Raw genomic sequence first — 20,749 nt, 5'->3', positions numbered from 1 at the left:
CGAAAGGAGTCAAAAGGATGAATCGAGTAGTTATTACCGGTTACGGTGTCACCTCGCCGATTGGCAATGAACCTGAGACTTTTTTAGAAAGTTTGAAAACAGGGGAAAATGGTATCGGACCGATTAGTAAATTTGATGTTAGTGAAACAGGTGTCACCTTAGCAGCTGAAGTGAAAGACTTTCCAATGGAAAAATATTTTGTTAAAAAAGATGGCAAACGCATGGATAAGTTTTCGTTATTTGGCATTTATGCGGCCTTAGAAGCAATGGCTATGAGTGGCTTGGATACCAGTCAACTAGATGTGGATCGGTTTGGCGTCATGGTGGGTTCCGGGATTGGTGGTTTGGAAACAATTCAAAATCAAGTAATTCGGATGCACGACAAAGGACCTGAACGTGTGGCACCGTTATTTATTCCAATGGCGATTGGAAACATGGTGGCGGGAAATATTGCTTTACGTGTTGGTGCCAAAGGAATTTGTACGTCAACAGTGACGGCTTGTGCTAGTGCAACTCATTCAATTGGGGAAGCGTTCCGCAATATCAAACATGGCTACTCCGATGTCATTATTGCTGGTGGAGCAGAAGCGCCTATTACAGAAATCGGTATTTCAGGATTTGCTTCCTTGACCGCTTTAACAAAGGCGACTGACCCAGAAAAAGCCTCAATTCCCTTTGATAAAGAACGTAGTGGATTTGTGATGGGAGAAGGTGCGGGTGTCTTTATTTTAGAATCATTAGATCATGCTCTAGAACGAGGCGCAACTATTTTAGGTGAAGTGGTTGGCTATGGTGCTAATTGCGATGCCTATCATATGACATCACCAACACCAGATGGGAGCGGCGCAGCGAAAGCCATGGTACTAGCAATGGAAGAAGCGGGGATTTCTCCAGAAAAAATTGGCTATATTAACGCCCATGGAACAAGCACACAAGCCAATGACAGTGCAGAATCTAAAGCAATTGAATTGGCTTTAGGTGATGCCGCAAAAACGGCGTATGTAAGTAGTACGAAGAGTATGACGGGACATCTCTTAGGTGCCGCTGGTGGAATTGAAGGAATTGCTACCCTAAATGCTTTACAACATCAATTTATTCCGCCAACCATTAATGTGGAAAATCAAGATGAAGCAATTACGGTGAACGTTGTTTTAAACGAAAGCAAAGAGCATAAATTTGATTATGCTTTAAGTAACTCGCTAGGCTTTGGTGGCCACAATGCAGTTATTTGCTTAAAACGCTGGGAGGATTAACATGCAGTTAGAAGAAGTAAAAGCATTATTAACACAATTTGATCAATCAACTTTAACCGAATTTGATTTACGAGAAGGCTCGTTTGAATTATATATGAATAAAAATACAGTTTCTGGACGAAGTGCCGTAGAACCAGTGGCGCAACCACAAGAAACACCAGTAGCCGCTAGTGGTGTGTCAGTGCCTGTTGAAACAGTTTCTGTAGCTGAAGAAACGCCAACCAATACACCGACAGCCAATGAAAAGACAGAAGAAATTACGTCACCCATTGTAGGAATCGTTTATTTACAACCAGCACCAGATAAAGAGAACTTTGTCAAAGTAGGAGACACTGTTAAAACGGGTGACGTTGTGTGTATCGTTGAAGCGATGAAATTAATGAATGAAATTACGGCGACAGTTGACGGTGTGATTACTGAAATATTAGTCAACAATGAAGATGTGGTTGAATTTGGTCAGCCGCTATTCCGAGTTGCTAAAGGAGAATAAAACATGAAATTAACAATTACAGAAATTCAAGAAATTTTACCACATCGCTATCCCTTTTTATTATTAGATAGTGTTGAAGAAGTCATTCCCGGGGAACGCGTTGTAGCGAAAAAGAATGTAACGGTTAATGAGCAAGTTTTTCAAGGTCATTTTCCTGGGAATCCTGTTTTGCCAGGAGTTTTAATTATTGAATCGTTGGCTCAAGCAGGCGCCGTGGCATTACTTTCAATGCCTGAATTCAAAGGGAAAACGGCATACTTTGGTGGATTAGATAAAGCAAAATTTAGACAAAAGGTAACACCAGGCGACACATTAATTTTAGAGGTTGAACTTTTAAAAGTCCGCGCTTCTGCTGGAATGGGTAAAGGTGTAGCAAAAGTTAATGGAAAAAAAGTTGCCGAGGCTGAATTAACCTTTATGATTGGATAGGTGAAAAATGTTTTCGAAAGTATTAATCGCAAACCGCGGAGAAATCGCTGTTCGTATTATTCGTGCCTGTCGCGAATTAGGCGTTCAAACAGTTGCTGTTTACTCTGAAGCGGATCAAGAAGCGTTACACACACAGTTAGCAGATGAAGCCATTTGTATTGGACCGGCGAAAGCAACTGATTCTTATTTAAATGTTCAAGCTGTTTTAAGTGCAGCGATTGTTACCAATGCTGAAGCGATTCATCCAGGGTTTGGTTTCTTATCTGAAAATAGTCAATTTGCTTCAATGTGCGAAGAATGTAACATTACTTTTATCGGTCCTAAAGCAGAAACGATTGATGCAATGGGCAATAAAATAAATGCACGTCAACTGATGCAGAAAGCCAAGGTACCTGTTATTCCTGGGAGTGATAGCGTCATTGATTCTGTCGAAGAAGCGTTGACGATTGCTGAAGAAATTGGTTACCCAGTGATGTTAAAGGCAGCTGCTGGTGGTGGCGGAAAAGGAATCCGAAAAGTTCTTTCAAAAGAAGAGTTACCGAAACACTTTACTTCAGCGCAGCAAGAAGCCAAAGCCGCATTTGGTAATGATGATATGTATTTAGAAAAAATTATTTATCCAGCACGTCATATCGAAGTGCAAATTTTAGGTGATCAATATGGGCATGTGATTCACTTAGGGGAACGTGATTGCTCACTACAAAGAAATAATCAAAAAGTGTTAGAAGAATCACCATCGATTGCTATTTCTGAAGAAAAGCGTCAGATGTTAGGCGAAACGGCCGTTCGAGCGGCACAAGCTGTGCATTATGAAAATGCCGGAACCATTGAATTTTTGATGGATCCAGCTGGCGACTTTTATTTCATGGAAATGAATACCCGCATCCAAGTCGAACATCCAGTTACGGAAATGGTAACAGGGATTGATTTAGTCAAAGCACAATTAGAAATTGCTTCAGGTGAACCTTTAGGCTATACCCAAGAGGATGTTACCATGACTGGGCATGCGATTGAGTGCCGAATTAACGCTGAAAATCCTGCCTTTAATTTTGCTCCTTCACCAGGTAAAATTCAAAATCTCTTGTTGCCTAGTGGTGGAATGGGCTTGCGTGTAGACAGCGCTATGTATTCAGGGTATTCAATTCCGCCTTATTATGATTCAATGATTGCGAAAGTCATCGTACATGGTGAAAATCGTTTTGATGCCTTGATGAAAATGCAAAGGGCTTTAAATGAAATTGTAACAGAAGGTATTATTACGAATGCCGAATTCCAATTAGATTTAATTACACATGACAATGTTTTGACAGGTGACTATGACACAAGCTTTTTACAAGAAACATTTCTACCAAATTGGGAGCCAGAAAGCAATCATTAAAGAAAGAACGCCGCAAGAGCTCTCTTGCTTGGAAAGATCAGTGATCTTTTGAAAGGAGCTGAGCTCTTGCCGCTAAAATACGAGGAGTAAGCAAATGGCATTATTTAAAAAGAAAAATTACATTCGCATTAATCCAAATCGTGCTGATGCAAATGATGCATCAAAGAAGCCTTCTGTTCCAGATAATATGTGGGCAAAATGCCCTTCTTGTAAGCGAACACTGTATACAAAAGAAATGGGTGCAGAAAAAATCTGTCCGCATTGTGGCTATAGTTTTCGGATTGGTGCATGGGAACGATTAGCGATAACCGTTGATGAAAAGAGTTTCCACAATTGGGACAGTGAATTAGTAACAAAAGATCCACTAAATTTTCCTGGTTATCTTGAAAAAATTGAAAAAATGCAAGAAAAAACTGGGCTAGATGAAGCTGTCTTAACGGGAGAAGCAACAATTGAAGGACAAGCTGTTGCAATTGGAATCATGGACGCTAATTTTATCATGGGCAGTATGGGAACGATTGTTGGTGAAAAAATCACACGCTTGTTTGAGCGGGCGACAGAAAAGCATTTACCAGTGGTGATTTTCACTGCATCTGGTGGTGCCCGTATGCAAGAAGGAATTTTTTCATTGATGCAAATGGCGAAAATTTCGGCCGCTTTGCAACGGCATAACAAAGCAGGCTTGCTGTATCTTACGGTATTGACTGATCCAACGACTGGCGGTGTTACCGCAAGTTTTGCGATGGATGGCGATATTATTTTGGCAGAGCCTCAGAGTTTAATCGGTTTTGCTGGCCGCCGTGTAATTGAACAAACGATTCGTCAAGAGTTGCCAGATGATTTTCAAAAGGCCGAGTTTCTTTTAGAACATGGTTTTGTAGATCAGATTGTGCCAAGAAATCTTTTGCGTCAACGATTGAGCGACTTGTTACGTTTACATTCTTTGGAAGGGTGGCGCTAACATGGAAAAGAAAACAGCCAATGATGTTGTTACCTTGGCAAGAGCCCAAGATCGTTTGACAACTTTAGAATATATAGAAGCAATTTTTGAGGACTTTTTAGAATTTCATGGGGATCGTTACTTTGCCGATGATTTAGCTGTAGTCGGTGGTGTTGCTACTTTGCAAGGGAAACCAGTTACAGTGGTAGGTATCCAAAAAGGCCGAAATCTACCAGAAAATATTGAACGTAATTTTGGTTCACCTAATCCTGAAGGGTATCGCAAAGCGTTACGTTTAATGAAACAAGCGGAAAAATTTAACCGCCCAGTCATTACCTTTGTGAACACTGCTGGTGCCTATTGTGGAATTGGTGCCGAAGAGCGGGGCGAAGGGGAAGCCATTGCGCAAAACCTGTTAGAGATGTCTGATTTGAAAGTGCCAATCATTTCAGTCATCATTGGTGAGGGCGGTAGTGGCGGTGCTTTAGCTTTAGCAGTCGCAGATGAAGTTTGGATGTTGGAACACACGATTTATGCGGTTCTTTCGCCAGAAGGTTTCGCCTCTATTTTGTGGAAAGATGGCAGTCGTGCGAAAGAAGCAGCAGAATTGATGAAAATCACAGCGACAGAGCTGAAGGAATTAGCTATTGTAGATAAAGTAATTCCGGAAGTTATGAACGGTCAGCCTCTGGAACAAGCAAAAATTAATCGCATGTTACAAAAAGCGTTCATTTCAAAATTAACTGAATTAGCTAAATTAGATACGGAAACATTACTAGAAAAAAGATACCAACGTTTTCGCAAATATTAGAAGTTACTACTCATCAACGAACTTTTCAGGGGTTGATGGGTGGCTTTTTTTATTTTTTCTTTTATTTTACTTGTTCTTTTACAAGGAACGACCGTCCTTTATAGAAATTTTCAGTAAAATGCAGTATAATACAATAGGTAGAGACTGAAGCATAATTGTTTAGTTATGTTTCAGTCTCTTAAAATCGAAGAAACTACATAGTGTCAGTGAGAGGAGTCACGATGTTTTCAAAATATAAACCGACATGGATGATTGATGCGATTTATAAAATTACCCCCGCACAATTAAAAAAACTGGGGATTAAGGCAGTACTAACTGACTTAGATAATACGTTAATTGCTTGGAATAATCCCGATGGAACAGAAGAATTAAAAACTTGGTTATTAGAAATGAAAAATGCAGGAATTACTGTCCTCGTTGTTTCAAACAACAAAGACAGCCGGATTAAACGCGTTGTTGAAAAGTTTGACTTAGATTATGTAGCACGTGCCTTGAAACCAACCGCACGTGGCTTCAAATTAGCAGAAAAAAAATTAGGCTTGAAGCCATCTGAAATGTTAATGGTCGGCGATCAGATTATGACAGATATTCGGGGAGCTAACGCAGCGGGTATACGCAATGTTTTAGTTCAACCGATTGTCGATACAGATGGCTGGAATACTAGAATCAATCGGTTCTTTGAACGGAAAATTATGAAATACTTATCAAAAAAACATCCAGAAATGACATGGAGAGGCGGATTAGAATGACAGAGGCAATTCATTGTATTGGCTGTGGTGCGATTATCCAAACGGAAAATCCTCATGAATTAGGCTATACACCAAAAACAGCTTTCGAAAAAGGAATGGAAACAGGGGAAGTTTATTGCCAACGTTGTTTTCGCTTAAGACATTATAATGACATTCAAGATGTCCAATTAACAGATGATGACTTTTTACGTTTATTGAATGGTTTAGGAACAGAAGATGCACTGATTGTGAACGTAGTGGATATTTTTGACTTTAATGGCTCTCTTATTCCAGGACTACATCGTTTTATCGGAGATAATCCTGTGTTGTTAGTTGGCAATAAAGTGGATATTTTGCCTAAATCATTAAAAAAACCTAAAATGGTTCAATGGATGAGAGAACGGGCCCATGAAGCAGGATTACGCCCTGTTGATGTTTTACTGACAAGTGGCAAGAAACCACAAGAAATGCAAGAGTTATTAGATACGATCGAAAAATATCGTGAAGGCCGAGACGTTTATGTCGTAGGTGTGACCAATGTTGGAAAATCAACATTAATCAATCAAATCATTCAACAAACAGTGGGTGTTCAAGATGTGATTACGACATCACAATTTCCTGGAACAACGCTAGATAAAATTGAAATTCCATTAGACGATGGCCACTTCTTAATCGATACGCCGGGAATTATTCACCGTCATCAAATGGCACATTACCTAGGTAAAAAAGACTTGAAAATTATTGCACCGCAAAAAGAAATCAAACCGAAAGTTTACCAATTAAATGCTGAACAAACCTTGTTTTTAGGTGGCTTGGCTCGCTTTGATTATGTCCAAGGTGCTAAAAGTTCCTTCATTGCCTACGTTTCCAATGACTTAAATTTACACCGAACAAAAACAGCAACCGCCGATGCTTTTTATGAAAAACATGTTGGTGGCTTATTGCAGCCCCCACGTGCCGATGAAGTCGCTGAGTTTCCTGAATTAGTGCGCTTTGAATTTTCCGTGAAAGAAAAAACGGATATTGTGTTTGCTGGTCTAGGTTGGATTACTGTCACAGAACCTGGTGTAGTCGCTGGTTGGGCGCCTAAAGGTGTCGATGTTTTACGTAGAAAAGCATTAATTTAAATTTTAGAGAGAAGGCAAACAATTTGAAACTTAGAGGAAAACAAAAACGTTATTTACGTAGTCAGGCACACCATTTACAACCTATTTTTCAAGTAGGCAAAGGTGGTTTGAATGACGCAATGATTACACAAATTGATGAAGCGTTGGAAAAACGTGAATTGATTAAAATTACGTTATTACAAAATACAGATGAAGTAGCAGAAGAGGTTGCAGAAGAACTAACAGCAGCCATTCATTGCGATGTGGTACAAATTATTGGTCGCGTGTTGGTCTTATTCAAGCCATCAAGTAAAGAAAAATATCAAAAAATTTCAGCAGCAGTCAAAGAGATTTAATATTGGAGGGATGAACAATGGGAGAAAAAAGACAAGCGCGTCAAGGAGCGGACGTTCTCTTGCAAGAGGAACCGTTACGTTTTCAAACAAGAAAGCAAGTCGGCTTGTTAGGTGGTAATTTTAATCCCGTTCATTTAGCACATCTTGTCATGGCCGATCAAGTTCAAAATCAACTAGGTTTGGACAAAGTTTACTTAATGCCTACGTACTTACCACCACATGTAGACGAAAAGAAAACAATTAGCAGCGAACATCGGTTAGCGATGTTAGAACTAGCGGTGTCTGATAATCCCTGCTTAGATATTGAGCCAATTGAATTAATTCGCAAAGGCAAAAGTTACACGTATGATACGATGAAAGCTTTAAAAGAAGCCAATCCAGATACTGATTATTATTTTATAATTGGTGGAGATATGGTGGAATACTTGCCCAAATGGCATCGGATTGATGACTTACTCCATTTAGTTCAATTTGTCGGTATTCGGCGTCCTAATTATCCAACGGAATCTACCTATCCAATTATTTGGGTCGATGTTCCGCAGATGGCGATTAGTTCCACTTTGATTAGACAAAAAGTCAAAAGTGGTTGCTCAACACGCTATCTTCTTCCAGAGAATGTGATAAACTATATTCAAGAGAAGGGACTGTATCAAGATGAGCTGGATAACAAATTATGATGCTGCACACCGTGAATTATTAATGCAAAAAGTTCAAATGCAAATGAGTGAACGTCGCTTTCGCCATGTGTTAGGAGTCGAGGAAACAGCTGTGGCCTTGGCAGCGAAATATGGTGCCGATGAAGCGAAAGCCAGTATTGCTGCTTTGACGCATGATTACGCCAAAGAACGTCCAAACGATGAATTCGAGTTGATTATTCGCCGAGATGGTTTTGATTTGGCTTTATTAAACTATGGCAATGAAATTTGGCATGGCTTAGTTGGGGCGGATATTGTTCAACGGGAATTAGCCATTGATGACGAAGAAATCTTGCAGGCAATTCGTGTGCATACAACTGGGGCTGCTAAGATGAGCTTGCTAGATAAAATTATTTATGTCGCAGATTACATTGAACCAGGACGTGATTTTCCAGGTGTGAAAGAAGCCCGTGAAATTGCCCTTGTTGACTTAGATGCAGCGGTTGCTTATGAAACGAAACATACCTTGTTACATTTGATTGAACAAGAACATAAAATTTATCCAAAAACGTTAGAGACCTACAATCAATGGGTCGTTAATCAAAAATAAAAGAAGAAAGAATTACTAGGAGGGAACTATCATAGATAGCCAGAAAATTTTAGAAATTGCTGTCAAAGCAGCAGATTCAAAACGAGCAGAAGAAATTGTCGCATTAGACGTAAGAGAGATTTCATTATTAGCAGATTATTTTTTAATTTGCCAAGCCAATAGTGAACGTCAAATCAATGCGATTGTTGATGAAATTAACGAACAAGAAGCCAAAAATCAAGTAGAAGTCAAACGTGTGGAAGGTAAAGAAGGCGGAAAATGGATTTTAATTGATTTAGGCGATGTTATTGTCCATGTATTCCAATCTTCAGAACGTGCCTTTTACAACTTAGAAAAATTATGGTCAGATGCCCCAATGGTTGATCTAAGCGCTTGGGTCGACTAAAATGGCCTATGAAACGTTTGCTTTCGTCTATGACGAAGTGATGGACGAAAGCCTATACCAAAAATGGTTGGATTTTTCCAATCGTCATCTCCCACAAGGAACCCAACAAATTCTTGAAATGGCTTGTGGTACAGGCGCTTTAGCAGTTGATTTTGCAAAAAGTGGTTACGATGTGACGGCCTTAGACTTATCAGAAGAAATGTTGATGATTGCTAGTGAACGAGCTTTTGAAGAAGAAGTGCCAGTTCAATTTGTTCAGGGAAATATGCTAGATTTATCTGAAGTGGGACAATACCAAGCCATCACTTGTTTTTCTGATTCACTGTGCTACATGGCTAATCGCCAAGAAGTACAACAAGTGTTCGATGAAGTTTATCAAGCGTTAGAAGAGGAAGGAACGTTCATTTTTGATGTTCATTCTACTTACAAAATTGATTCAGTTTTTCCAGAATATAGCTATCATTATCAAACAGAAGAGTTTGCTTTTCTATGGGATAGTTATGCTGGTGAAAAAGAACACAGCATCGAACATTTCTTAACATTTTTTGTGAAAGAACAGGAAACAGATGAGCACTTTGTTCGGTATGATGAATTGCATCAAGAACGAACCTATTCGTTAGATAACTATTTACGAATGTTAGAAAGTGCTGGTTTCATGAATGTCAAAGTTTATGCAGATTTTACAGATGAAGCACCAACTGAAACAAGTGAACGCTGGTTCTTTGTTTGTCAAAGAGATTAATAAGATTTGGCTTATGAGCTTGGGACAGCGCTTAAAAACGTTTGTCTCTTTGCTGATAAGTCCATTTTTTTATAACGGAGGTGGCTAGAGTGAAAGCCTGTGGCATTATCGTGGAATATAATCCCTTTCATAATGGACATCGCTATCATGCCCAACAAGCTCGCCAACAAAGCGGGGCTGAAGTAGTGATTGCTATAATGAGTGGAAATTTTTTACAAAGAGGAGAACCAGCTTTACTAGATAAGTGGGCCAGAGCAGAAGAAGCTTTGCAAAATGGTGTGGACTTAGTCATTGAATTGCCGACAGCTTGGTCGGTACAGTCTGCGGATTACTTTGCCAAAGGCGGTATAAAATTATTGCAGGCGTTGCAATGTGAGAGCTTATGTTTTGGAACAGATAGTACAAGCGCAATTGATTATGCGGCTTTCGGCCAGTTTGTCCAAGAAAATCAATCCTTAATTGATCAAACGTTCCACGCATTGACAGACAAACAATTGAGTTATCCACAAAAAATGACTGCTGTTTTTCGTCAAGTATATCCTGAAAGCAGGTTCGATTTTTCTTCGCCTAATCATATTTTGGGGATGAGTTATGCAAAAGAGAATGCCACGTATCCAACCCCGATGACGCTCTACCCAATTGCTAGAAAACAAGCGGGCTTTCATGATGCAACGATTTCCGGGAAAGTTGCTAGCGCCACGGCGATTAGGCAAAGTGTTTTTCAACAAGAAATAACGCAAGTGCTGCCAACGGTGCCTTCTATAACCGCACAACATTTACAAACACAGGCAATGATTTCATGGGAAAACTATTGGCCCTTCCTGAAGTATAAAATTGTTCAATCCTCGTTAGAAGAGTTACAAGCCATTTACCAAATGACGGAAGGACTTGAATATCGACTAAAAGATCAAATCCAAGCAGCAGGTTCTTTTCACGAATTAATGGAACGTATGAAAACGAAGCGTTATACTTGGACAAGGTTGCAACGATTAGCAACCTATATATTGTTAAATATGACCAAAGAAGAAGTTGAAACTGCTTGGCAAAACAGTTATCTCCATGTGCTAGGATTTACGCCAAAGGGACAAGCTTATCTAAAAGAAACCAAAGCACAGATTCAATTGCCGGTAATTTCCAAAGTATCTAAAGAAAACCGCGCAATGCTTTCATTAGATATTCGCGCCAATCAACTATATCAGATGGGAGATTCTTCTTTAAAAGAACAAAATTTTGGTCGGTTTCCCTTACGATTTTCGCCAGATACCTAAAAAATACTTAACAAAAATCAGTTTCCCCAGTATAATAAACAAGGGATAAGATACTAACAACAAATCAGAGAAAGCGAAGTGAGAATATGGGCCGTAAATGGGCAAATATTAAAGAGAAAAAAGCTGCCAAAGACGCAAACAATAGCCGTGTTTATGCAAAATTCGGGATTGAAATTTACGTAGCAGCGAAGTCAGGAGACCCTGATCCTCATGCAAACCAAAAATTACGGTTTGTAATCGAACGCGCCAAAACATACAATGTACCAAAACATATTATTGATCGCGCTATTGAAAAAGCAAAAGGTTCAGCAGATGAACAATATTCTGAATTACGCTATGAAGGATTTGGGCCAAATGGTTCAATGGTCATTGTTGATGCTTTAACAAACAACGTGAACCGAACAGCAGCAGATGTGCGGGCCGCATTTGGTAAAAACGGCGGAAACATGGGTGTCAGCGGTGCTGTTTCCTATATGTTTGATAATACAGGTATCATTGGCTTTGCTGGTGACGATGCGGATGAAATTTTAGAATACTTAATGGAAAAAGACATTGATGTTCGCGATGTTGTTGAAGAAGACGGTCAAATTATCGTTTACACAGAACCAGAAGATTTCCACCATGCACAAGAAGCGTTAAAAGAAAAAGGCATTGAAGAATTCACGGTTACTGAGTTAGAAATGGTTCCACAAAACGAAGTAACATTAGAAGGCGACGATTTGGCGAACTTTGAAAAAATGTTAGACGTTTTAGAAGATTTAGAAGATGTTCAAAAAGTTCATCATAATGTAGATTTACCTGAATAATCCATTTGTTCGTTTGTTTTAAGATTTAGAAAGTGAGCCATCGGTCATTTTGACTGATGGCTCACTTTTTTTCATATAATATATAGAAAAAAGAAAGTTGATTGATAAGTCCATGTGACACAAAGCATTCAATGACAGGTTCAACTTTTGTCTGTTCCATAAATATTTGTCTAAACAGTTGAATTAATAGTACAATAGTCTAGTAAGATAGATCATTGAACGGGGTGAATAGGCGTGAAAAAGGGAATGCTAGCGTTTTTTGTCGGGCTAGCGGTTTTATCATTAACTGCTTGTCGGGAACCAAAAGAAAAGAAAGTAACCGCTTCAACTGAGGCATCCTCTAAAGTTGAAGAGACGAATGAAAAAACAAGTGAAACAATTGATAAGACAAACGAACAAGCGAGCAGCAGTGTCGAGTCTAACGAATCAGTGAAAAATGAAGAGCCGACAGCTGATGAAAACAATAGTCAGCTAACTGTAGCTGATTTAGATACTACAGCGATTAATGCTGGCGATTTTACTACTTTAGTTGGAACATGGAAAAATGGTAAAGGAGAGAGTTTGATCATTCATCCTGATGGTAGTACAAATACCGGAGGAATGATTACGAAGGATTCACCTACTGATGAGTCGCGACCAATTACAAGCTTAAGTATTAGGTGGGGGCCTACTGGTGCTGCGTTATTATTATATAAAATTGGTGTTGAAAATCCTAACGGCGACCAATCGGATAAGACGAAACCACGATTGTTAATTACTCAAGATAGTGGAAATTATCCTGCGGAAGAGTATTACTATCGTTCTTCTGAAGAGGAAATTCAAGACCAAAATGAAGAGGCAAAAATCATCGATACACAAGAAAAAGCAGAGGCATGTATCAGAAGTACACTGACTGATGCAGAAAATGATGATACGAACCTTGGATTTTTTGGTATGAATGGAAATGACTTCTTTTTTAGAGCCCAATCGAAACAGATGGTTGCAAATGGAGGGACTGGGACTGTCGGTTTTTTCAGAGTAACACCACAAGGAGCAGTCAGAATAACGGATGCACAAGGCAACTAAAGATAGTCTCGTGGCAATCTATTTAATTCCTATAAAAGTAGCAAAATAAGAATGAAATGATCACAAAATCTTCACATTTAGTTTGTAAGATATAAGCATATCAACAAACAACCTTAACAACACAAAACACTTTTTCATTTTTAACTCCTTTCCCGTCCTTACCCAAAGGGCGGGTCTTTTTTTGTGTAAAACGATTCGCTCAAGATACCAAAAGAGCCTGGGACAAAAATCACTTTGGATTTTTGTCCCAGGCTTAAAAATTGATAAACGGCGGGAACAGAAGCAACTCCTTCGGAAATAAGCCGAAATTCTCCAAAAATTATAGAACAATTTTCGGAAATTCCTTCTTATTTCTCGGAGTTAAACGCTTCTGTCCCGACCTCTTTAACTCATTACATGTTGGCGCTTGTAGACACGAGATAATAATTAAGGTGTTGGAACAGTTGGTGAATAGTTCGTTTTTCGACCATAAAGTTCTTGTGTCGCCGCCGAGATATACGCAGATGAATCTTTTCCTGGGAGGTTATACATTAGATAAATACCATATTGCTCCGCTTTTGTACGTTTAGCATATTGCGCAGCTAGATTTTGATTGACACCAACTTCAACGGCAGAAGCACCTAAACGAGAAGCAGGCATCCCCGCAATTTGTGGCGGATTCCAGGTACTATAATAAGGATTCCAAGCATAATCAATTAAAGAACTCATTTGAGGATTAGCAGAAGAGTTCGCAGCCGCTGGTCCAATATTATAAAAAGTAATTAATTTATCATTGCCTAAGCGATTTCTTAAGGCTTGAAGTAACCAAATGAACGAAGAATTATTTGGTTGAGGCGTCCCATTTTTTCCGTATTCAGCATACTCATCATCAAAATCAATACCATCTAAATGATACGTATTAACGACTTGTTCTAATTGAGCTGCAAAGGCATCCGCACTTTCGTAAGTTGGGAAATTAGCAAAGCCAGCGCCTTCATGGTTGCCTAAAATAGACAATAGGACTTTAGTGCCGCGTGCTTGAACTGGACGAATTTGTGTTTCAGCTTCGTTTAAAGTTTGTTGGACCCGTTCATTGAGATATAAGTAAGGTTTTTTATTGACCGTATCATAATTAATATTGGCTGCAAAAATAATCCCCATATCAAAAGTAGGTTGATTGGTTCCAGCTAAAGTATATTTTCCCACATTGTTAAAATCGTGGTTGTTTACTTCTACATACATGACTGTTTTAGGTGTAACAGTTGATGCTGCTTGTACTTCAAATGCAGGTAGTGCAAATAATAACCCACCGACTAAAAGGATCAAACTTAAAAAAGTTGAAATAATCCCTGTTTTCTTGTTAAAAAAATGAGTGCTCAATTGATGCCCCATAACTTTCTCCTCCTATAAAATAAATATTATTTGTAAGCGCTAACAAAGATATGTTATCATTTTTATAATTTAAACACAAGAAGAAGAGAACAAAAGTGAGCAAATCCACAGAATAAAAAAGCGTCCTTCGCAAAATGATCTTGCGAAGGACGCACTTTTACCAATCAAAGAGTAAGGCATAGCCTAAAGAAAGCAGCTCTCGACCAAAATTTTTGATATCTTTTGGAAAAGAAGAAGCCGCAGTGATGCCTGAAACATTTGAGATACCTGCTCGCTTGGCTAAAAGTTGCGAGCGATACATGTGAAAGTCACTAGTAACAATCACTAGCCGTTTAAAAGAAAGGAGTTTTTGTGAATTGACAATATTTTCTTTGGTGCGTGTGGCACGATTTTCTAAGAGAATCTGTTTTTCTGGAACACCTTTATTTAGCAAGTATTGTTTCATAACCGCGGCTTCCGTAGCCGGCTCATCTGCTCCTTGCCCTCCGCTAACAATAACGGGTGTCTCGGGGTGTTGTTTAATATAGGGGATAGCCACATCTAACCGAGCTTGCAAAACACGGCTGGGCAGTGCGGTTTCTTTAGACGTTCCTAAAACACGGGCCCCTAAAATTAAAATAGCATCTGGTTTATCGGTGGGTTGCGTATTTTTGCCAGTAAAAATAAGTAGACCTAAAATCAAAAGAATACAAAAGCCAAAACTGACAATGGATAAACTTGTTATTTTTAACCAATGCATGAAACATCCCTCCTTGTAATGTTAGTGTATACGAAGTACCATAGAAAAAGCGATAGAAAACAAAAGACTTATAAAAAAATCTATGTTTTAATAGAAACTTTTGAAGAGAGGGAGCGAGTGAATGCGTACAGAAGAAGAAATGTTTCAACTTATTATGGATGTAGCAAAACAAGAAGAACACATTCGAGCTGTGGGAATGGTGGGTTCTCGCACGAATGTGAAAGCGCCAAAAGATAGTTTTCAAGATTTCGACATTGTTTATATTGTAGAACCATGTGCTGAGTTTTTTGAAACAGCAACGTGGACAGCAAAATTTGGTCAACCATTAATTATGCAACGTCCCAAGGAAATGACCTTATTTCCCACAGAACCGAAGACGCGGGAAACATTTTTAATGTTATTTGAAGATGGTCAACGCATCGATTTAACGTTGTGTCCTCTCGCAGAAAAAGATAATTGGCATGAAGGAGATTCTTTAGCAATTATCTTGTTAGACAAAGATGAAAATTTGCCGCCTTTACCTGTAGCATCTGATAAAAATTATACAGTAACAGTTCCGAATCAGCAGCAGTTTAACGATTGTTGCAATGAATTTTGGTGGGTTAGTACGTATGTAGTTAAGGGGCTTTGTCGGAATGAACTATTTTACGCTGTCACACATCTCTATGAATATTGTCAGCAGGAACTGTTGCGCTTGCTTTCTTGGCAAGCGGCTTGGCAGGAACCGGAGCCAATTTCTGTTGGGAAACAATTTAAGTATCTGAAAAATTATGTCACTCCTGACACGATGGATCAATTAGCATCGTTGCTGGATTTTTCTAGTAAAGAAGCTTGTTGGAACAGCTTAATAAAGACACAAGCCTTTTTTGACGTCGTCGCTCAGGATTTTGCTAAAATGGCCCAGTTTACGTATCATTTACAAGAAGCAAAAAAAGTCACAGAGTATACAAATTCTTTAAGATTAAAGGATTTACAAGGAAAATAAGCTGAAAACAACGTAAAAATAGTGTATAATTGAAAAAATTAATCTGCGAGAGAAAGGGAAGTTTTTTTGATTGTAGATCACCGCAGTTGTTTGTTGCCTAGTCTCTAAGAAATAAACCTAAAATTATTGATATAAAGGATGAACAAATGAAAAAAGAAGAAATGCAAATGCGTAATACACGTCGTCAAAAATCAGGAAAAAATAATAAAAAGAAAGTAATTATTACTTCTTTGGTTGGACTAGCTCTGGTTGCTGGGGGCAGCTATGTTTATTTTCAAAGTCACTTTTTACCAACTACAAAAGTAAATGGAGTTTCTGTAGGCTGGTTAAATGTAAATGCAGCGGAAGAAAAATTAGCGCAAGTTAATCAAACCGAAGAAGTTGTGGTTCAAACGGGGACAAAAGAAGAAAAAATTCAACTTCCTAAAAAATACCAATTGGATCAAAAATTTTTAAAAGACCATTTACACAGTAGCAAGGTGAAGCTACCGTTAAACGAGGCATTCAAAAAAGAACTAGAAGCCAAATTAGCAACTTTGAGTTTTCCAGAGGGGAAACCAAGCAAAAATGCGAGTATCCGTCGAGGCAATGGCACTTTTGAAATTGTTCCCGAAGAACAAGGCACAGTAGTGGACACACAGCGCTTAAACCAGCAAATTATTGCGGATGTTGAAGCGGGAAAAGGCAACTATCAATACAATGCCAAAGATTTTTATAAAGCCCCTGAAATTACAAAAGAGGATCAAACGTTAAAGGCAACATTGACAACGCTCAATAACAAGTTAAATAAAACAATTACAGTTGATATTAATGGTGAAAAAGTAGCCTTTGATAAAACACAAATTCAAAACGTGCTGAATGATGATGGCACAATCAATAAAGAAAAACTAACTACTTGGGTGACACAATTAGAAACAACATATGGTTCTGCTAATCAACCAGTTTTATTTACAGATGTTCACGGCACGACACGTCGTTTTAAAAACAATGGAAGTTATGGCTGGTCGATTGATGGGGCCAAAACGCAAGAACTACTAGTAAACGCGCTGAATAGCCAAGAACAAACGAATGCAATTACTGCTCCGTTGGTTGGTGATACCAAAGAAAATAGTAAAATTGCCAATAATTACATTGAAATTGATTTAAAAGATCAAAAAATGTATTGTTTCATTGATGGCAAAAAAATAGTCACCACAGATGTCATTACTGGCAGATATAACAAAGGAACTGCAACAGTACCAGGATTCCATACAATTTTATATCGGACAACCGATGTGAATTTAGAAGGTCAAATGCTTGATGGTTCTCGATACAGTGTGCCAGTAAAATATTGGATGCCGTTATTAAGTCAAGGGGGCGTCGTCACACAAATTGGGATTCATGACTCCGACCATAAATTGGATAAGTACGGCGATAAAGAAGCCTTTAAAACCGATGCTGGTAGTAATGGCTGTATCAATACGCCAGGAACAGAAGTTTCAAAAATCTTTGACGTATCCTATGACGGAATGCCGGTAATTATTTACGGACATATCTATGATGATGCACCAGGTGAATTTGATAAACCTGTGGATTACGGCGAAGAAGTATAAATGATTATTTACAGCACCAAAAGGGCAAATGAGCAGTCTTTTTGGTGCTGTTTTAGTTGAATAGATAATTTATAAATGGACAAGCAAGGAGCAAAACCATGGCAGAAAGAATTTTATTAGTAGATGATGAACAAGAAATAGCTGATTTGCTGGAAGTATATTTAACGAGTGACGGTTATGAAGTAGAAAAATTTTATCGAGGGAAACCTGCTCTGGAATCAATGGCAAATAATCAGTTCGATTTAGCGGTACTTGATGTAATGTTACCAGATATTGATGGCTTTCAAATGGTTAAAAAAGCACGGGAAAAATATTTTTTCCCTATTATTCTTTTAACCGCTAAAATTGAGGACATTGATAAAATTACTGGGCTAACTTTAGGCGCTGATGATTATATTACAAAGCCGTTTAATCCATTGGAAGTAGTCGCACGTATTAAAACACAACTAAGACGTTTTCGTAAATATAATTCACAGGCGAGTCTACAACAAGAAACAGAAGGAACAGAAATAGATATTCATGGTTTGGTGATAAATAAAATACATCATACAAGTAAACTATACGGGGAGGATATATTTTTAACGCCATTAGAATTTTCAATTCTTTGGTATTTAGCAGAACGTCAGGGAGAAGTAGTCCCAGCAGAGATATTGTTTGAAGAAATCTGGGGTGAAAAATATTTGGAAAACAATGGAAATACCGTGATGGCACATATTGGCCGTTTAAGGGAAAAATTAAAAGAACCACCAAGGAAGCCAAAGTTTATTAAAACTGTTTGGGGAGTGGGGTATAAAATTGACTGAAAAGAAAAAAACAGGAAAACAGCAATTTAAAGAACGAATGATTAAACAACTACTAACAAAGTTTTTGTTTTTTAGTTTGGGAATATTGGCGTTATCAGCAGTCTTGTATTTTTTTAGTAATTTTTTGTTTGGATTACGTAGATGGGGCATGGAAGATCCACTCTACCTTTTAGCCAAAGGAATTGAGGAGAACTACGTTTATTTAATTAGCTTAGTAATTCTAGGTGGTTCAGTAATCATTCTTTTTCGGATATGGTTGCAAAGCATCAATCAATTAACAGAAGTATTGGAGGCAACAGGGAAACTCTATCAGAATTCCGAAGAACCGATAGCCTTGTCAGCAAATTTAATGGAGTTTGACAAAGAGTTGAATCAAATCCGTCAAGAAGTTAACTTACGCCAGCAACAAGCGAAGGAAGCTGAGCAAAGAAAGAATGATTTGATTGTTTATTTAGCACATGATTTAAAAACGCCTTTAACATCAGTCATTGGTTATTTAACACTTCTTCATGATGAACTGGAAATTTCGACGCAATTACGAGAAAAATATTTAGCTATTTCATTAGAAAAAGCAGAGCATTTAGAAGAGTTGATTAATGAATTTTTTGAAATAGCTCGATTTAATCTCTCGAATATTGAATTAGAACCGACGAGTGTTCGCTTGGATCGTATGTTAAATCAAGTAAGTTATGAATTTTTACCTATGTTGAAACAAAAACAGTTAACTATTGAAACAGATTTTACTGAGGCTTTGTCTATTCATCTTGATGTCGATAAAATGCAAAGAGTTTTTGATAACTTAGTTCAAAATGCCATTAACTACAGCTATGCAGGAACAACCATCTCTCTTTCCACTAAAGTTGATAATGAAAATCAACGAGTAAATATTTATTTTACAAATCATGGCCCTACTATTCCACCAGAAAAATTAGCCCGAATTTTTGAACAATTTTTCCGATTAGATACTGCCCGTCAAACAAACCGAGGAGGCGCAGGACTAGGTTTAGCGGTTGCTAAAAAAATTGTGGAGCTGCATGGCGGGGTGCTTTCAGCTGAAAGCGAAAATGAAAAAACTACCTTTATGATTTCTTTATCGATTTTGTAAGAAAATCGTTAGAAATTCTTGCGAAAAAAAAGAAGGCTCCTTTTTACTAGCTTGCTATACTAATTTTGTTAAGTAAGTAAAGAGGAGAGAAATAAAAATGAAATTTAAAGTTACAATTGGTGTCGCTATTTTAGGGCTTTTTATTGTGGGAATGGCTGTTAAACAAGTTGCTGAGAAAAAAATAGTTTCAATAGGAAATGAGCAAGCCCTCAGTTTAGAGGAAGAGGAAAAAATGAGTTCTCCTGAAGAAGGCGATCAATCATGGAAATTATTATTAGTAAATCAAACGCATCAGATTCCTGAAGATTATCAAATCCAATTAAAAAAATTACCTAACAAACAGGCAGTGGATAAACGAATTTATCCAGCTTTGAACAGGATGTTTAAAGATGCCAAAAGACAAGGCTTCTATCTTGAAGTCACTTCTAGTTATCGAACAAATGAAGAGCAAAAAGAAATTATGGCAGAAAAAGTACAGGCTTTTCAAGATCAAGGATTCAGCGAACAAGAAGCGATTGAAACAGCTGAAAGTTGGGTAGCAGTGCCGAGAACTAGTGAACATGAAGTAGGTTTAGCAGTGGATATAAATGCGCAAAGTAAGCGATCTACTGACGAAGAAGTCTACGCTTGGTTGGCAAAGAACGCCTATAAATATGGATTTATTCTTCGTTATCCTTCAGACAAAGTGGAAATTACGGGTGTTAGTTATGAACCTTGGCATTATCGATATGTGGGTAAAAAAGCAGCACTAGAGATTCAAAAAGCGAGTCTAACGTTAGAAGAATACTTAGCAGAAAATAATAATTAATTGTTTATCAATAAAGCTATCTTAGCTTTTACTGAACATAGGCTATTTTTTATTGACAAGCGTCATAACCCGCTCTATGATACAAACAGAACAAGCAATTTAAATTGGGGGAACGAAGATGCCATTTGTACATGTAGAATTAATTGAAGGCCGCACAGAAGAACAGTTAACTAATATGGTCAAAGATATTACAGAAGCTGTGTCAAAAAATGCTGGTGCACCAAAAGAGAATATCCATGTGATTGTCAATGAATTGAAAAAAGACCGCTATGCACAAGGCGGCGAATGGAAAAAATAAGTTTTCAGAGAATTTCTGTTGAATCACTTGCTTTTTCTGAAAATAA

24 protein-coding genes are annotated in these 20,749 nt (G+C 38.1%); 22 read left to right on the top strand and 2 right to left on the bottom strand.

Going from position 1 to position 20,749, the window contains the following annotated elements; genetic code table 11:
• The first annotated feature begins 17 nt into the window (after positions 1–17).
• The 16 genes from fabF (at position 18) to IGL86_RS10965 (ending at position 13,002) form a co-directional block, all read left to right on the top strand.
• A complete protein-coding gene (fabF, locus tag IGL86_RS11040; RefSeq protein ID WP_010776117.1) occupies positions 18–1,253 on the top strand; it encodes a beta-ketoacyl-ACP synthase II in 1,236 nt (411 codons plus the stop codon).
• 1 nt (position 1,254) lies between these two features.
• A complete protein-coding gene (gene accB, locus IGL86_RS11035) occupies positions 1,255–1,743 on the top strand; it encodes an acetyl-CoA carboxylase biotin carboxyl carrier protein (protein ID WP_002359384.1) in 489 nt (162 codons plus the stop codon).
• A 3-nt stretch (positions 1,744–1,746) separates the two neighbouring features.
• Positions 1,747–2,172, top strand: a complete 426-nt coding sequence (gene fabZ, locus IGL86_RS11030; protein WP_002356286.1) for a 3-hydroxyacyl-ACP dehydratase FabZ — start codon at positions 1,747–1,749, stop codon at positions 2,170–2,172.
• A 7-nt stretch (positions 2,173–2,179) separates the two neighbouring features.
• Positions 2,180–3,550: an acetyl-CoA carboxylase biotin carboxylase subunit gene (locus tag IGL86_RS11025; RefSeq protein WP_033625505.1), complete on the top strand. Its 1,371-nt coding sequence runs from the start codon at positions 2,180–2,182 to the stop codon at positions 3,548–3,550.
• A 94-nt stretch (positions 3,551–3,644) separates the two neighbouring features.
• Positions 3,645–4,511 carry an acetyl-CoA carboxylase, carboxyltransferase subunit beta gene (gene accD / locus IGL86_RS11020; RefSeq protein ID WP_002356293.1) on the top strand — a complete coding sequence of 289 codons (867 nt, stop codon included), beginning with the start codon at positions 3,645–3,647 and terminating at the stop codon, positions 4,509–4,511.
• 1 nt (position 4,512) lies between these two features.
• Positions 4,513–5,301, top strand: coding sequence for an acetyl-CoA carboxylase carboxyl transferase subunit alpha (locus IGL86_RS11015; RefSeq protein WP_002362363.1), 789 nt, complete (start codon positions 4,513–4,515; stop codon positions 5,299–5,301).
• Positions 5,302–5,522: 221 nt separating this feature from the next.
• Positions 5,523–6,050, top strand: a complete 528-nt coding sequence (locus IGL86_RS11010; RefSeq protein ID WP_002356296.1) for a YqeG family HAD IIIA-type phosphatase — start codon at positions 5,523–5,525, stop codon at positions 6,048–6,050.
• Positions 6,047–7,156, top strand: a complete 1,110-nt coding sequence (gene yqeH / locus IGL86_RS11005; protein WP_002381381.1) for a ribosome biogenesis GTPase YqeH — start codon at positions 6,047–6,049, stop codon at positions 7,154–7,156. Before IGL86_RS11010 ends, yqeH begins: the two co-directional genes overlap by 4 nt.
• A 23-nt stretch (positions 7,157–7,179) precedes the next feature.
• Positions 7,180–7,491: a ribosome assembly RNA-binding protein YhbY gene (yhbY, locus tag IGL86_RS11000; protein ID WP_002356298.1), complete on the top strand. Its 312-nt coding sequence runs from the start codon at positions 7,180–7,182 to the stop codon at positions 7,489–7,491.
• 17 nt (positions 7,492–7,508) lie between these two features.
• Positions 7,509–8,168 carry a nicotinate-nucleotide adenylyltransferase gene (locus IGL86_RS10995; RefSeq protein ID WP_002379799.1) on the top strand — a complete coding sequence of 220 codons (660 nt, stop codon included), beginning with the start codon at positions 7,509–7,511 and terminating at the stop codon, positions 8,166–8,168.
• Positions 8,146–8,736, top strand: a complete 591-nt coding sequence (gene yqeK, locus IGL86_RS10990) for a bis(5'-nucleosyl)-tetraphosphatase (symmetrical) YqeK (RefSeq protein ID WP_033625506.1) — start codon at positions 8,146–8,148, stop codon at positions 8,734–8,736. The genes IGL86_RS10995 and yqeK overlap by 23 nt, the downstream gene beginning before the upstream one ends.
• A gap of 46 nt (positions 8,737–8,782) precedes the next feature.
• Positions 8,783–9,121: a ribosome silencing factor gene (rsfS, locus tag IGL86_RS10985; RefSeq protein WP_033072556.1), complete on the top strand. Its 339-nt coding sequence runs from the start codon at positions 8,783–8,785 to the stop codon at positions 9,119–9,121.
• A gap of 1 nt (position 9,122) precedes the next feature.
• On the top strand, positions 9,123–9,863 hold the full coding sequence (locus IGL86_RS10980) for a class I SAM-dependent DNA methyltransferase (RefSeq protein ID WP_002356302.1): 741 nt from the start codon (positions 9,123–9,125) through the stop codon (positions 9,861–9,863).
• An 80-nt stretch (positions 9,864–9,943) separates the two neighbouring features.
• Positions 9,944–11,131, top strand: a complete 1,188-nt coding sequence (locus tag IGL86_RS10975) for a nucleotidyltransferase (protein WP_161633946.1) — start codon at positions 9,944–9,946, stop codon at positions 11,129–11,131.
• An 86-nt stretch (positions 11,132–11,217) separates the two neighbouring features.
• Complete coding sequence (locus IGL86_RS10970; RefSeq protein WP_002356305.1) at positions 11,218–11,937, top strand: YebC/PmpR family DNA-binding transcriptional regulator; 720 nt, start codon at positions 11,218–11,220, stop codon at positions 11,935–11,937.
• Between the two features lie 234 nt (positions 11,938–12,171).
• Positions 12,172–13,002: a DUF6287 domain-containing protein gene (locus IGL86_RS10965; RefSeq protein WP_025191999.1), complete on the top strand. Its 831-nt coding sequence runs from the start codon at positions 12,172–12,174 to the stop codon at positions 13,000–13,002.
• A 426-nt stretch (positions 13,003–13,428) separates the two neighbouring features.
• Here IGL86_RS10965 and IGL86_RS10960 read toward each other — a convergent pair whose 3' ends face one another.
• Together IGL86_RS10960 and IGL86_RS10955 are read right to left on the bottom strand one after the other, a co-directional pair.
• The gene (locus IGL86_RS10960) at positions 13,429–14,373 is read right to left on the bottom strand and encodes an endo-beta-N-acetylglucosaminidase (RefSeq protein WP_033625496.1); all 945 of its coding nucleotides are present in this window, start codon (positions 14,371–14,373) and stop codon (positions 13,429–13,431) included.
• A gap of 157 nt (positions 14,374–14,530) precedes the next feature.
• On the bottom strand, positions 14,531–15,112 hold the full coding sequence (locus IGL86_RS10955) for a YdcF family protein (protein WP_002359392.1): 582 nt from the start codon (positions 15,110–15,112) through the stop codon (positions 14,531–14,533).
• Positions 15,113–15,233: 121 nt separating this feature from the next.
• On the opposite strand from IGL86_RS10955, the gene IGL86_RS10950 reads away from it, so the two are divergent.
• The 6 genes from IGL86_RS10950 (at position 15,234) to IGL86_RS10925 (ending at position 20,703) form a co-directional block, all read left to right on the top strand.
• The gene (locus IGL86_RS10950; RefSeq protein ID WP_010776112.1) at positions 15,234–16,097 is read left to right on the top strand and encodes an aminoglycoside 6-adenylyltransferase; all 864 of its coding nucleotides are present in this window, start codon (positions 15,234–15,236) and stop codon (positions 16,095–16,097) included.
• A gap of 146 nt (positions 16,098–16,243) precedes the next feature.
• A complete protein-coding gene (locus tag IGL86_RS10945; protein ID WP_002370561.1) occupies positions 16,244–17,689 on the top strand; it encodes a L,D-transpeptidase family protein in 1,446 nt (481 codons plus the stop codon).
• Between the two features lie 98 nt (positions 17,690–17,787).
• Positions 17,788–18,492 (top strand): VanR-ABDEGLN family response regulator transcription factor, encoded by a 705-nt coding sequence (vanR, locus tag IGL86_RS10940; protein WP_002356311.1) that lies wholly within the window; start codon positions 17,788–17,790, stop codon positions 18,490–18,492.
• The gene (locus tag IGL86_RS10935; RefSeq protein ID WP_010707131.1) at positions 18,485–19,597 is read left to right on the top strand and encodes a sensor histidine kinase; all 1,113 of its coding nucleotides are present in this window, start codon (positions 18,485–18,487) and stop codon (positions 19,595–19,597) included. The genes vanR and IGL86_RS10935 overlap by 8 nt, the downstream gene beginning before the upstream one ends.
• Positions 19,598–19,694: 97 nt before the next feature.
• Entirely contained in the window at positions 19,695–20,405 is a 711-nt protein-coding gene (locus tag IGL86_RS10930; RefSeq protein ID WP_002356314.1) for a M15 family metallopeptidase, read from the top strand.
• A gap of 118 nt (positions 20,406–20,523) precedes the next feature.
• Complete coding sequence (locus IGL86_RS10925) at positions 20,524–20,703, top strand: 2-hydroxymuconate tautomerase (RefSeq protein WP_002356318.1); 180 nt, start codon at positions 20,524–20,526, stop codon at positions 20,701–20,703.
• The last annotated feature ends 46 nt before the right edge of the window (positions 20,704–20,749 follow it).

Origin of the sequence: Enterococcus sp. DIV0774 (assembly GCF_050539095.1) — a bacterium.
Lineage (GTDB): Bacteria > Bacillota > Bacilli > Lactobacillales > Enterococcaceae > Enterococcus > Enterococcus faecalis.
The sequence above is the reverse complement of the archived record's forward strand: the minus strand, read 5'-3'. Positions and strand labels throughout refer to the sequence as shown.